The following is a 13,334-nucleotide window of genomic DNA, read 5'->3' on the forward strand; positions in this document are numbered from 1 at the left end:
TCATTGATGTTCGTTCAAGGATCGGTCCGTCAGGATTTCATGCGTTTCCAGAAACTTGGTATCAAAATCGCCTGATACGAACGTCTCGTGCTCCATCAATTGCCGATGAAACGGAATCGTCGTCTTGAGCCCGTCGATCGCAAACTCGTCCAGGGCCCTTCTCATCCGGCGGATGGCATCCTGCCGGTCTTTGCCCCATACAATGAGCTTCGCGACCATGGAATCGTAAAACGGCGTAATCTGGCAGCCGGCATATACCGAGCTGTCGACCCGGATGCCGAAGCCCCCCGGAGGCGTGTACGCCGTAACTTTGCCCGGCGAGGGCATGAAATTTTGCGCCGGATTCTCGGCATTGATTCGGCACTCCATCGCCCATCCGTTGATGCGGATGTCCTCTTGCCGGAACGAAAGCGGGCAGCCTGCCGCTACGGTCAATTGTTCTTTGATCAGGTCGATCCCGGTGACCATTTCCGTGACCGGATGCTCGACCTGAATGCGGGTGTTCATTTCCATAAAATAAAACCGCCCATGCCGGTCCAGCAAAAATTCCACGGTGCCTGCGCCACGATAGTTAACCGCTTTTGCGGCGGCAACGGCCGCGGCGCCCATTCGCTCCCGCAATTCGGCGTCAATCGCAGGGGACGGCGCCTCTTCCACCAGCTTCTGGTGGCGTCGCTGAATCGAACAATCCCTCTCGCCAAGATAGACGACTTGGCCCTCTTGGTCGGCCATAATTTGCACTTCGACGTGCCTTGGACCTTCCAAATATTTTTCCAGATAGACGCCGGAATTGCCGAAAGCCGCGTCCGCTTCCTTCCGCGCTTGCTGGATCACCTCGGCCAGCTGCTTTTCGTCCTGGGCGACCCTCATCCCTTTGCCTCCGCCGCCGGCGGTTGCTTTCACGATGACCGGATAGCCGATTTCCGCCGCCATCCGCACAGCGTCTTCCACCCGGTCGATAATACCGTCCGTACCTGGTACGACCGGAACGCCTGCCTGCCGCATCGTTTCTTTGGCCACAGCCTTGTCGCCCATCTTGCGGATCGCTTCCGCATCCGGTCCGATAAACGCGATGCCGTATTGTTCGCATGTCTCTGCAAAATCGGCATTTTCGGACAGGAATCCGTAGCCGGGATGAATCGCGTCAGCCCCCGCATGCAAAGCAACGGCGATCAGACGGGCCACATTTAAATAGCTATCCTTAGCAGCCGTCGGCCCGATGCAGTAAGCTTCGTCTGCCATACTCACATGCAAGGCAGCTTTGTCCGCTTCAGAGTATACCGCAACCGCTTTCATATCCAGTTCCTTACAAGCCCTAATAATGCGAACGGCGATTTCTCCCCGATTGGCAATCAATACTTTCTTAAACATGAGATGCTCCCTTCCATCCGTTTGGTTACGCGATTACTCGGGTTTGATTATAAAGAGGGGCTGCCCATATTCCACGAATTGCCCGCTCTCGGCAGCGATCTCCACAATTTCTCCCGATACCTTGGCCGATATTTCCGTAAACAGCTTCATGGCCTCCAGCACGCAAACCACCTTCTCCGGAGTGACCTTGTCTCCGACCTGCACATAAGGCGCCGCTCCTTGCTCAGCCGATGCATAAAACGTGCCGACGGTTGGCGCGACGATCTCGATGAGCTTGGGAGTATCCGCCTCCGCGCTCTTTTCGGCCATAGCCGGCTGCGCGCCGTCGGGTTCCGAAGGCTTCGCGCCCGCAGCTTCCGCATGCCCCGCCATGGGCTCCACCGCCGCTTTCGTATTGGGTTTGTCCGCTTTTGGCGATATGGAAGCGTTGTCTTTCACAATTAATAATTGTGCCGTTCCATCCGAATATTTAAACTTTTGAATGGGCGACCGGCCGATCAGGTCGATGATGTCTTGCAGCTCTTGTTTCGTAAACACGTTGCCGCCTCCTTGACAGGAATTCGTCGATATGATGAGTCAAAATCTCATTGTACCGAATTTCGGAATTTAAGTTCCGTTTTTTAATAGTTTGATTGTAGCAACATCTTTCTAAAAAAACAAGATGCTATGTGATGTTTTTTAACATAAAAAGAGCCTCAAACCCACCGAAAATCCGGGTTTGAAGCTCTTGAATTTTTTATTTCACGGGAACGACCCGCTTCACCATATGATCGTATAAATGCCCGCTAACCTGAAGCTGGCCGTCCGCTTCGTAGCCCTTGGCCTCGTATAACCGTCTTGCCTTGTCGTTGCTTTCCTCGACGATCAGCGATACTTTGTCGTATCCTCGCCTTGCGGCTTCCGCTTCGAATGCCTCCATCAAAGCCTTGGCAATGCCCTGCCCTTGAAAAGCCGGATCGACGGCAAGCGAATCCAAATAAAATTCGTCGTCCCGCGCTTCCTTCGTAAGTGTGATGTCCGGTTGACCATTCGCGGCAAGCCGCTCGACTAGCGGCCGGTCCAATTCGGCTGTACGGCTACCGTGGTAGAACAGTATAAAGCCGACCGGACGCCCGTCCCGCTCCTCAACGAGCGTATTCTCGTAGCTGAGACGGTTGTCCCGGCGCTCGTAAAATTCGCGCAAAATTTGCTGCGCCTGCTCCGGGTCAGTGGTACCTGTCAAAGTAAACGCAATATCACCGATGGCGGAATAAATGAGCGGTATGACGCTAGCTGCGTCTCCCGGTTGAGCTTGTCTTATCATAAAAATCCTCCTTAGGCTTAAGCCGTATAAGTCTTACACGGACTGCAGCCAAACATTTTTGAAATCGATCCAGCCGAGCGAATTGAACGTTACTCCCCGCAACGACGGGTCATGCGCCGTCTGCAGCCCTTTGAACAAGAGGAACAGCACCACGTGCTCGTGGTTCATAAGCGCCTCCAGCTCCTGCATCCGGTGCTTGCGGTATTCGGACGAAGGAGAGGCCAGCAGGTCGGACGCGATTTTTTCTACGCGCGCGCTCAATTCCTCGTCCATGACGAGGCGGACGTAGCTGTCTTCGCGCAAATACAGCTCCAGCAGCGACACTTCCCCTTCGTCGATCACGAATTGATGCAGCAGCGCCTCCGCGTTCAACTTATGGTCCCGGACCCGCTGTGCCAGCTCGGAGATCTCATAGCAGACGACCTCCGCCTCGATCCCGAACGCCCGGCAGCGGTCCCGCAGCCAGTACGCGTCCGCCAGATGCTTCCAGACGGCCGCGATCCGGAACGGCTCTCCTTTATACCCCATCTCGTCCAAAAGCTTCCGGGCGACGGACGGATCGAACGCATGATCTTCCTGCCCCAAATAATCGTGAGGCTGCATCCCGGCGGCGGGAAAGCGGCGGTTTTCGCCCAGACGCTCCACCATGCTTTTCCGGTCCACCAGATGATGAAGCGCTTTGCGAAAGCGAACGTCCTGCTGCGGCCCGCCCTGCCTCATATTGTAAGACAACATCGTACAGCCGTTATTCAACAGCTCGATTCGCTCCCAGTGATGCCGTACGGGATAGCTTGCGCCTTCGTGATTGCACAGCATTTTTTCGGAATCGCCGGCTTGGAAGTTGTGCACTTCCTCGGGCGGCAGGAACACCACCTCGACCCGGTCCAGATGCGCCCGGCCTTCGAAATAAGAAGGGTTCGCCGTTAGCACACACCGGCTTTCGTTCCACAGCTCCAAGCGGAAAGGACCGCTGCCGACCGGCGCGAGCGCGAAAGCCTCCTCTCTGCCAGCCACCAGCTCTTCGGGCAAAATGCTGGTGGCAGGGAAGCACAAAAAGCGCAGGAGCAAATGATTCGGGGAGCGCAGCCGGATTTCGACGACCCGTTCGTCCAGCACGCGCACTTCCTCGAAGCCTCGAACCAGCCAATGCTGTGTCAAAGGCTCCGTTGTACGCATCAGCCGCCGCAGCGAAAAAGCCACGTCATGAGCCGTCAATTCGCGGCCATGGTGGAACATAATGCCTCGCCGCAAATAAAACTTCCAAACGAGGTGGTCCGAACTGCATTCCCAGTAGTGGGCAACCTGCGGCTCCACCGTCTGCCGCTGCTCGTTAAAGATGACCAGCGTATTATACAGCTGCTTCACCAAATGCGCCTCGAACGCATAGATCATCCGCCCGGGATCGAGGGTCAGAATGGACCGGAACACCGGAAAACGCAGCGTCTCGACCGGCTTGCTGTCCGCCGTTTCCTTCTTGTAGCCGAAATAATCGGACAGCCAGGCCATGAATCGTTCCTTTGTATCCGTTCCTTGACCGAACCGCTCCAGCCACTCCAGCGCGTCATTCAGTCGGCCTTCCTGCATCGCCCGTTTGGACAGTTCCAGCAGCAGCTCCTGCGGCTCCATAAGAAACCGGACCCGGGATACGTGCCCGCGGCCGCGTCCCGGGCTCCACTCGATCCAACCGGCGTGTTCCAGCTTTTTAAGAATCATTTTCACATTCCGCTCCGTACAAAGCCAAAGCCCCGTAAGGTTGGCTACCGACACTTCCGGCCACGCTTCCCCCGGCCTATGGAAGGTACGATGCAGCTCAAAGTATTGGATTTCCAGCATGATCGTTTCAGCCGCTTTCGTTTGGGTTAAGCTTATTGTACTTCTTTTTGAACTCGGGGTGAACCCGGGGGAATGCTTTCGGGATGCGAGGGCTAGTCGAGCTGGGCCTTGGCCTGATGGAACCGGTGAAAATCGCTGGTCAAACGATGCAGCTTGGCTTCGATTCTTTTGATGAATTTCGGATTGGTGCTGTCCGCAATTTCGTCGATATGCCAGTCCAGCTTCCCTTTTAGCTCGACAAGCCAGGAAGCGGGACGATCCCGACGGAGCCGCTGTAAGTCGTCCGCAAAGGCTTCGAATAAAAAACGGAGCTTCGGCGGCTCCAGCCAGCCGCGGACGGCAAAGTGGCGCGGGGTCGTATCGTACCGGAACTGCTGCCCCGGCACTTGATCCCAGAAGTCTTCCCATTCCCGAATCAAGCCGGCTTCGTAATAAATATATTTCAAGAAACCGCACAGCCAAGCCGTACAGCTCGTATTGCGCTGTCCGCAGCCGACGCCGTCTTCCAGAAACGGGCAGCCTGAGCAGCAGGAGCCGCCGCCCGGAATGCAAACTTTACAGATCAGATCCGCTCCCACACCTTCGAGGTAAGCCAAACCCGCTTCGATCACTTCTTGTTTGGTCGTCGGACGCGCAAGCTCCTTTTGTTCCCAAGTCCAAAAGCCGGACATATGACATCGCCTCTTTCTAACGAATAACCGATCAAATCTTTGATTATTTGAATATAACAATATTATACGTTCAAGGTTTGTTTTACAACCGGCTTATTTTCTGTGGTATGATATTCATATATTCAGACGTTCAACGTTTTTAAGGGGCTTAGAGATCCATGAATCGTGAAATCCAGCAGTTTAAAGCGGAGTTTTTCAAAGCGTTGGCGCATCCTATGCGAATCCGGATTCTTGAGGTACTGTGCGAAGGGGACAAAAACGTTAACGAGCTGCAGGCTATTCTGGGAAGCGAAGGCTCCGCCGTATCGCAGCAGTTGGCCGTGCTCCGCAGTAAAAACGTGGTCAGCGGAACCAAAGAGGGAACCTCCGTCATTTATTCTTTACGCGATCCTTTGATTAAAGACCTCCTTGGGGTAGCCAGACAAATCTTCGATAATCATTTGGTGGACGCCATCTCGCTGCTTGAAAACATACGCAACGAATAATTATGCCGACGGACGGTTGCAAATGTCGAAAAACCGGTCTCCTTGTGCTTGCAAGGAGCCGGTTTTTTGGTTGTTATCCGTTGATGCGGCGATAAACCTCGTAGCTGCGCCGGGCGCATTCCGAAATCGCGATCGGATGAAAGCCGTTTATTTCCGAATACAGCGTATCGTTCAGCTTCGCAGTCCAATGCTCCGGCAGCCGCTTCGCCCCGTCTATCGCGCCCATGATCGAACCGACGGTTGCGCCGTTGCAGTCGGTGTCCCAGCCGCCGAGCACCGCCGTCGTGACCGCGGTCTCGAAATCGCCGCGGCCGAAGACGAGCGCTGCCGCGCATAAGGCGGCGTTGTTGTTCGTGTGTACCGGATGGTAATGCTTGAACGCCTCCCAGATCCGGTCAACCAGTTCCACTTGATCTTTCGCTTCCCGGGCGATGGTCACCGCTTGACGGATATCAGAGGCTAGGCGGCAGCGCTGCGGAATTTCGCTCAAACCGATCTCCACGATCCGCTCCGGATCGGTTTCGACGAACGCCGCGGCAATCATCGCCGCCACAAACATGGCACCGTAGATGCCGTTCTTCACGTGGGAGAACGAAGCGTCCCGCCAAGCGAACTCGGCGGCCAGCTCGGGATGCCCCGCCGCGCCGTAGGCTAATCCGTCCACGCGGATTTGCGCGCCGATCCATTCGCGGTAAGGATTCAAGTGCATCCGCACCCACTCCTTTTGCGCATCAGAATCGGTTTCCCGCTGCCACCCCATCTGGCTGTTCAGCACCGTAAAGTTGACGTAGGACCGCGCCTCGGCGGTGAACACCTTATGAAACGGCAAATGCTTAAGCCATAGGCCGCCGACGTCCCACGAGTCCCAATCCTTTCCCTTCTCCTCCAGCAGCAGCAGACCGAGCACCGTATAGCGGATATCGTCGTCGGTTTCCATATACCGGATACGCTCCAGCTCGCTTTCCTTTCCGTAAGGAGCAAGTGCCAGACCGTATTGCTCCTGCGCCCGCGACTGTCCCGGCGTGTAATCGCGAATCGGCCAGGCATCCGCTCCTTCGAACCACAGCTTTACGTTCGCCCAGCCGGGATGACTATCCGTACCGTACAGGAACGGCCCAATCTCCAGTGGTTTGCCTAGCGCGCAGCCGACGCTTCGTCCGAGCCACGCACCATAAAACTTATCCTTCCACTGCTCCTCCGTCCACTCCGCTTGCAGCTTGCGCGGACCTTCCGGACGCACCGCCCGGATTTCGTCCAGCCCGTTCGGCTCCGAATACGGGAAATCCGCCGCGATCGGCAATGCGGACAATTCCTCGTACACGGCCGTCAGCCTGACGGCATCCTCCCCGGCCTCCTCCAGCTTCGCTTGAAACCCCTCGACGTTGCAGCCTTCTTCCTTCCGCTGCTTGATTTCATCATGCAGCAAGCCTTGCAGCGCTTGCCAACCCCAACCTGTCATCTGCTCTCCCCATTTCCGTATCGAGTGTACAGCCTGCCTGACCTAAGTTGTACTTTCATTGTAATCGGCGGGAGAGCGCGTCGTCGTCTTATTTTCATCCAAACCATTCTCAAAAAGGGCTAACTTTCTCGATAACTCGCGATATTCAAGCGGAGCGGTGCCGACGATTTGCCGAAACGCGCGGTAAAACGGGGCATGGCTTTGGAAGCCGCTTGCAAACATCACCTCCGCCATCGGCAGCTCGGTGCTGGCCAGCAACCGCTTAGCCTCGTTCACGCGCAGCCGGAGTAAATACTGCTTAAACCCGACGCCCAGCTTCTCCTGAAAAAGGTGCCGCGCCCGGGATGGGCTTAAGCCAAGCACGGCAGCCGCGTCTTCGAGTGTCAGCGATTCTCGAAAACGCTCATCGATATAATCGAGCGCCGGCTTGATCCGGTAGTAGGACGTCAATGTCCGGTTCCATTCCGCAGACGACGTTTGTTCGCTATAATGCCTAAGCAGCAGCGCACAAATTTGCAAAATTTTCCCCCGCATCATGCCATGATAGCCCGGCCGCTTGTGCCGCTGCTCGTCTGCGAGCTCATGGAACAGCCTTCCGATTCGGCGGGCCGCGTCCAGCTCCCCTGGAATGCGGTTCTGAAACTTCGTCGGCAAATAAACGAACGGCAGCAGCAGCTCCATATCCGCCTGCTCGATTACCATCGGATCAAAATATAAAAACAGATAATAGCTCGGATTGTCCGCATCCGATGCGGCGGCATGCCGCTCCAAATGGTTGACGACGAAGACGTCACCCGGCTGGGCCGTATAAGCCTTTTGCCCGAAATAAAAGGTGCCGCTGCCCGATAAACAATAACCGATCTCCAAATGGTCGTGGGTATGAAACGGATCGATATGCACGCGTGGGGACCATTCGAACAACTGGATTGCCGGTTCGTTTCGCATCCTTTTCACATCGCTCCTTGCCTGGCGGGTTATCGTGCCCTGTAGGGGTTTCGTTCTCTTCATTATACCTGAGATTATGCAAAAATCGGCACTTGTCCGCCCATTGACAAGAACGGATTGCCAGGTGTATATTCCCCATATATTCAAATAATCAAATATATGAAAAGAAGGTCTTGTCATGAAGCGGTCGGGTAGATTTGACGGGTACAGCGCAAAAGATTTTCGCCGGGATCTGATCTCAGGCTCGATTGTCGGGGTTATAGCCATTCCTTTAGGGATGGCTTTTGCCATTGCTGCCGGAGTCAAGCCGCAGTACGGCATTTATACGACGGTGATTGCCGGATTTCTCATCTCGCTGCTCGGCGGGTCCAAATTCCAGATCGGCGGGCCCACGGGCGCGTTCGTTCCTATTTTATTTGCTATTGTGATGCAGTACGGATATGAAAATTTGCTGATCGCCGGCGGGCTGGCGGGAATCATCCTCGTCTTGATGGGGGTGTTCAAGCTCGGAGCGCTGATTCAATTTATTCCCCGTCCGGTGACGATCGGCTTTACCGCCGGAATCGCCGTCATCATTTTCACCGGCCAAATCGCTAATTTTCTAGGGCTGAGCGGCATCCGCAAGCATGAGGATTTTATATCCAATATGAAAGAGATCGGGCTGCACCTGTCGACAGTAAACCTATACAGCGTCCTAACGGCGGTCGTGTGTCTTGCTTTGTTATTGGCGACCCCGAAGCTGCTGCCCCGGGTGCCCGGATCGCTCGTCGGCCTACTGGTATCCAGCGTGCTGTCGGTGCTGCTGTTCGAGGGCCGGGTCGATACGATCGGGTCGACGTACGGCGCCATTCCCGGGACACTTCCGCAGTTTCACATACCGGACGTGACGCTTGAGAAGGTGATCCCGCTTCTTGGCCCGGCCTGCATCATCGCGGCGCTCGGAGGAATTGAGTCGCTCTTGTCGGCGGTTGTAGCCGACGGCATGACCGGAAGCCGCCATCACAGCAACCGCGAGCTGATCGGACAAGGAATTGCGAACATCGTCACCCCCTTGTTCGGTGGAATTCCGGCGACGGGCGCGATTGCCAGAACCGCGGCGAACATTAAAAACGGAGCGGCAAGCCCTGTATCGGGGATGGTGCATAGCGTCTTCGTCCTGCTCGTGTTGATTGTGCTCGCTCCTTTGGCTTCTGCAATTCCGCTGGCCAGTATGGCGCCGATCCTGATGGTCGTTGCCTGGAATATGAGCGAGCGCAGAGAGTTTGTTCATATTGTGAAAACAAGAACAGCCGATTCCGTCGTCCTGATCATTACTTTCTTGCTTACCGTGCTGACCGATCTGACAACGGCTGTGATCGCCGGGCTTATTCTGGCGGTCGTCCTGTTCGTCCGGCGGATGAGCGGCATGCTCAAGGTGGCCAAGGTTTTGCCTGACCCGGCTTCGCACCGCGGAAAAGTGGCTTCTCATATCGTAAACGAAAGCCATGACTGTCCGCAGATTGCCATTATTACGGTAGAGGGGGCGCTGTTTTTCGGAGCGGGAACGTTGTTTGAAAAGTCGATTTCGGGGACACTTGACGAACGGCCGAAAACCGTGATCCTGCGCCTCGGCAAAGTGCTGTTCATGGACACGACGGGGGAATCGTATTTGGCCGGCGTGGTCCGGGATATCGTCCGGCAAGGCGGCATCGTTCTCATCTCGGGCCTGCAGTCTCAGCCCCGGGACGTGTTGAAACGAACCGGACTCGACGAGCTGATCGGAAAAGAGCACTTTTTTGCACATACGGGCGAGGCAATCGATTTCGCTTTGAGTCGTTTGGAGCATCCAAAGTGTGTAGGCTGCCGGCATTTTGCCTTTCGGGAGTGCGCCGCCTTATCTCAACCAAATACTGCAAACGAGTGTTAAAAAAAGCAGCCCTGCCAAGTCGATTGGCGGGGCTGCCGCGTTATTGAAAAGTTTAACCTTCGATTAAGCTGTTCAGCGGAACCTCTTGCTCCTGCTCCGGCTGACCGAGCGGATAAATTCTGGCCGACTCCTGTTCTTCATCCACATGCTGGATATAAATCGGAACTCCTTCGTACGTCACGTTCGCCATCACCGGCGAAGCGGCAATTTCCTGGGCGCGCTGCTTATTCATGGCTATGACCTCCTTGGTTTAGGTAACCGTCATAGTATGCGCCCAAACCGCTGGAATATGCTTCCCTACTACCCCGGCTTACCGGATAATGACCGCGTACACCTTGCCCGGACCGTGGATGCCGATCGTCAGATCGTTCTCGATGTCGGCGCTGCGGCTCGGCCCGGTAATCAGGTTAAGCGACGAAGCATACTGCGCCGGCAGCTGCTTGCCGCGGGTGATCTGCTCGAACGCCTCGCCCATCCGGTACACGAGCTGATCGGCCCGGAAGACGGCGAACAAAATTTCCGTCAGCAAGCTCACCGAACGGCCGCGCTGCGGGGAGCATTGGAGCACCAGAGTGCTCGTATTCGCTACGGCGAAGTCGGGCCAGACGATCCCGAGCTGGCAGCGCTCGGTTCGCTTCAGCAGCTCGCTCCGCTGCGCCCAGTTCGCGCCCCCCGCCGCCTTCGGCCATGCTTCGCTGTCGCCCGCTTCCACCGGGCGCCATGGTGCAACGGCAATGCCGGAGGCGTCCAGCGCCTCGTCCAAGCCGAGCGCCGTCAGCCCTTCGTGCTCCCAGCGGGACACATGCGTAACGCCAAGCTCGGCGGCGATGTCCCGCAGCCAAGCGCCGATTTTGTCCGCTGCCTCGGCTTCATCCACCACCAGCACCTTGCCGGTCAGAGCCTGCCAGTTCCGGGCAAACAGTTCGATCTTTTCCTCCGTTGAGGGCTTAATCTGCTTGTAAAACTCCGGCGCGCCGCGAAACGGATGCGCCGGAGCCGCCGCCGGTACCTCCCGGCGTCCGAGCCTCGACGACACATTCGCGATAAACGCTTCGCGGCCGCGGATCGTGCCGTTACTCATGGCGCCCGCCTCCTTTCGCTGAGCAATCTGCCTCGTCCCGCCCGGGCACAGCTTGCCCGCGGGCTGCTCCGGCTTCGCTCCGGCCGGCCTGCTGCTTCAGCTCCTGCTGGAGCGCCTCCCAGCGGTCGCGGAACGACAGCTTCGGCTTCATCGGGAAATGGCGGGACTGCGTCCAGCCCGCTGCCGGACCCGGCGCCTTCTTGATCACGCCCTGGCTCACCAAAGGCTTCATCATATAATAGGCGGACTTCGTCGCCATCTTGTACAGCGTGACGTTCCCGAACGTCGTCCGGAACGTCTTGAAGGCGGCGCGCTCCGCCAGCGGCGTCAGCCCGAGCCGCACCTTGCGCGCCCGAAGCTGCACCAGCATGTCGTGCAGCGGAATTTTGACCGGGCATGCCTCGTAGCAGGCCCCGCACAGACTGGAGGCGTAAGCGAGCTGCCCCGCTTCCTTCATGTCCTGCTGGAGCAGCGGCGTCAGCACCGCCCCGATCGGGCCGCTGTACACGCTGCCGTAGGTGTGGCCGCCCACATGACGGTACACGGGGCACACGTTCAGACAGGCCGCACAGCGGATGCAGTGCAGCACCTCCTGGAACACCGGATCGCCGAGCTGCGCCGACCGCCCGTTGTCCAGTACGATCAGATGAAGCTCCTCCGGCCCGTCGAGCTCGCCTTCGCGTCGCGGCCCGGTGATCATCGACGTGTAAGTCGTCAGCTTCTGCCCGGTAGCGCTGCGGGCAAGCAAGTTCAGGACGACCTCCAGGTCGTCATAGGTCGGCACGAGCCGCTCCATGCCCATGACGACGACGTGGCACTTCGGCAGCGTCGTCACCATCCGCCCGTTGCCTTCGTTGGACACGAGCGTGATCGCCCCCGATTCGGCAACGCCGAAATTGCAGCCGGTCAGCCCGATATCCGCTTCCAGGAAATAATTGCGCAGCCGCTGCTTGGCATACTTCGCCAGCACCTTCGTCTCGGGCGCAAACGTCTCGCCCGCTTCCTCCGAGAAAATATCCGCGATCTGCTGCTTATTTTTATGAATCGCCGGAATGATGAGATGCGACGGCGTTTCCTTCGCGAGCTGCAGGATGTACTCGCCGAGATCCGTCTCGATCGCCTCGATCCCGCGTTCCTCCAAATGACGGTTCAGATGAATTTCCTCCGATACCATCGATTTTCCTTTCGCCACCAGCTTCGCCCGGCGTTTCTCGGCAATTTCCATAAACGTCTTGACCGCCTCGTCCCCTGTCTGGCAGAAATAGACGTGGCCCCCGGCTTTGGAAACGTTATCGGTAAACTGCGTCAAATAATAGTCGAGATGCTCCACAACATGCTTGCGGATCTGTCTCCCCCGCTCCCGCCAATCCTCCCAATGGCCGAAATCGTCCGTCACCTGAAGCTTGGCCGTCTTCAGCTTGTCGGTCGTAAACGCAACCGCCTTGCGGAGAAAATCGTTCGCCAGCGCTTCTTCCGTACGCTTTTTTAAGCCCGTGCCGATCAATTCCTTCTCACTTGCCATGCCGCTCACTGCGCTTCACTCCTTCCTCCAGCAGTTGAGCCAGATGCATCACGCGCACCGGCTTGTTTTCTTTATTCAAACGGCCTCCGATGTTCATCAAACAGCCCATGTCGGTCCCGATCAACAGGTCGGCTTTCGTCGCGCATACGTTGGCGGCTTTCTCGCATACCATCGCTTCCGACATGTCGGCCATCTTGACGGCAAACGTGCCTCCGAAGCCGCAGCAATCTTCCTTGCGGGGCAGCTCGACCAGCTCCAGCCCCTTGATATGCGCCATCAGCTCGCCCGGCTCCTCGCGCACCCCGAGCAAACGCATCGCATGGCAGGACGGATGATACGTCGCTTTGCCCTCGTACACGGCGCCGAGGTCTTTGATCCCCAGCACATTGACCAAAAACTGGGAAAACTCATACGTTTTCCCGATCAGCTTCTCCGCCTTAGTCTTCCACTCCGGCTCGTTCTCGAACAGCTGCGGGTAATAATGGTGGACCATTTCGGTACAGGAGCCGGAAGGCGAGACGACATAATCGCTGTGCTCGAACGCACGGATCAGGTTGCGCGCCACTTCGCGGGCTTCATCCTGGTAGCCGCTGTTGTACGCGGGCTGTCCGCAGCAGGTCTGCATCTGTGGAAAATCAACCTCGCACCCGTATCGGTGCAGGAGCCTGACAACGCTTTCGCCGACTTCCGGATAGATCTGGTCGGCTAAACATGTGATGAATAATGAAACTCGCATACAAGTCCCCATCCTTCGGTTT

13 protein-coding genes are annotated in these 13,334 nt (G+C 56.9%); 2 read left to right on the forward strand and 11 right to left on the reverse strand.

The features are described from left to right. From accC to PEL01S_RS34570, 5 genes are all read right to left on the reverse strand, one after another. Complete coding sequence (gene accC / locus PEL01S_RS18965) at positions 1 to 1,371, reverse strand: acetyl-CoA carboxylase biotin carboxylase subunit (protein WP_127461411.1); 1,371 nt, start codon at positions 1,369 to 1,371, stop codon at positions 1 to 3. 33 nt (positions 1,372 to 1,404) lie between these two features. Continuing rightward, positions 1,405 to 1,908, reverse strand: a complete 504-nt coding sequence (gene accB, locus PEL01S_RS18970; RefSeq protein ID WP_163768569.1) for an acetyl-CoA carboxylase biotin carboxyl carrier protein — start codon at positions 1,906 to 1,908, stop codon at positions 1,405 to 1,407. 199 nt (positions 1,909 to 2,107) lie between these two features. After that, positions 2,108 to 2,674, reverse strand: coding sequence for a GNAT family N-acetyltransferase (locus PEL01S_RS18975; RefSeq protein WP_010492254.1), 567 nt, complete (start codon positions 2,672 to 2,674; stop codon positions 2,108 to 2,110). 33 nt (positions 2,675 to 2,707) lie between these two features. Beyond that, positions 2,708 to 4,507: an ABC transporter substrate-binding protein gene (locus PEL01S_RS18980; protein ID WP_163768573.1), complete on the reverse strand. Its 1,800-nt coding sequence runs from the start codon at positions 4,505 to 4,507 to the stop codon at positions 2,708 to 2,710. 92 nt (positions 4,508 to 4,599) lie between these two features. Further along, complete coding sequence (locus tag PEL01S_RS34570; RefSeq protein ID WP_163768576.1) at positions 4,600 to 5,178, reverse strand: hypothetical protein; 579 nt, start codon at positions 5,176 to 5,178, stop codon at positions 4,600 to 4,602. A 158-nt stretch (positions 5,179 to 5,336) separates the two neighbouring features. Between PEL01S_RS34570 and PEL01S_RS18985 the strand changes: the two genes are divergently transcribed. After that, positions 5,337 to 5,663 (forward strand): ArsR/SmtB family transcription factor, encoded by a 327-nt coding sequence (locus PEL01S_RS18985; protein ID WP_010492260.1) that lies wholly within the window; start codon positions 5,337 to 5,339, stop codon positions 5,661 to 5,663. Between the two features lie 73 nt (positions 5,664 to 5,736). On the opposite strand, the gene PEL01S_RS18990 is transcribed toward PEL01S_RS18985, so the two are convergent. Together PEL01S_RS18990 and PEL01S_RS18995 are read right to left on the reverse strand one after the other, a co-directional pair. Beyond that, a complete protein-coding gene (locus tag PEL01S_RS18990; RefSeq protein ID WP_127461414.1) occupies positions 5,737 to 7,122 on the reverse strand; it encodes an ADP-ribosylglycohydrolase family protein in 1,386 nt (461 codons plus the stop codon). A gap of 42 nt (positions 7,123 to 7,164) precedes the next feature. Continuing rightward, positions 7,165 to 8,067 carry an AraC family transcriptional regulator gene (locus PEL01S_RS18995; RefSeq protein WP_127461415.1) on the reverse strand — a complete coding sequence of 301 codons (903 nt, stop codon included), beginning with the start codon at positions 8,065 to 8,067 and terminating at the stop codon, positions 7,165 to 7,167. Between the two features lie 178 nt (positions 8,068 to 8,245). Here PEL01S_RS18995 and PEL01S_RS19000 point away from each other — a divergent pair, with 178 nt between their 5' ends. Beyond that, positions 8,246 to 9,973, forward strand: coding sequence for a SulP family inorganic anion transporter (locus PEL01S_RS19000; RefSeq protein ID WP_063181772.1), 1,728 nt, complete (start codon positions 8,246 to 8,248; stop codon positions 9,971 to 9,973). A gap of 52 nt (positions 9,974 to 10,025) precedes the next feature. Here PEL01S_RS19000 and PEL01S_RS19005 read toward each other — a convergent pair whose 3' ends face one another. The 4 genes from PEL01S_RS19005 to PEL01S_RS19020 form a co-directional block, all read right to left on the reverse strand. Next, complete coding sequence (locus PEL01S_RS19005; protein ID WP_010492268.1) at positions 10,026 to 10,205, reverse strand: small acid-soluble spore protein H; 180 nt, start codon at positions 10,203 to 10,205, stop codon at positions 10,026 to 10,028. Between the two features lie 78 nt (positions 10,206 to 10,283). Next, positions 10,284 to 11,054, reverse strand: coding sequence for a LutC/YkgG family protein (locus PEL01S_RS19010; protein WP_127461416.1), 771 nt, complete (start codon positions 11,052 to 11,054; stop codon positions 10,284 to 10,286). Then, a complete protein-coding gene (locus tag PEL01S_RS19015; RefSeq protein ID WP_204343783.1) occupies positions 11,047 to 12,576 on the reverse strand; it encodes a LutB/LldF family L-lactate oxidation iron-sulfur protein in 1,530 nt (509 codons plus the stop codon). Before PEL01S_RS19015 ends, PEL01S_RS19010 begins: the two co-directional genes overlap by 8 nt. Next, positions 12,566 to 13,312, reverse strand: coding sequence for a (Fe-S)-binding protein (locus tag PEL01S_RS19020; RefSeq protein WP_127461418.1), 747 nt, complete (start codon positions 13,310 to 13,312; stop codon positions 12,566 to 12,568). The genes PEL01S_RS19015 and PEL01S_RS19020 overlap by 11 nt, the downstream gene beginning before the upstream one ends. Between the last annotated feature and the right edge of the window lie 22 nt (positions 13,313 to 13,334).

The organism is Paenibacillus elgii NBRC 100335 (assembly GCF_004000865.1).
GTDB classification, from domain to species: domain Bacteria; phylum Bacillota; class Bacilli; order Paenibacillales; family NBRC-103111; genus Paenibacillus_G; species Paenibacillus_G elgii.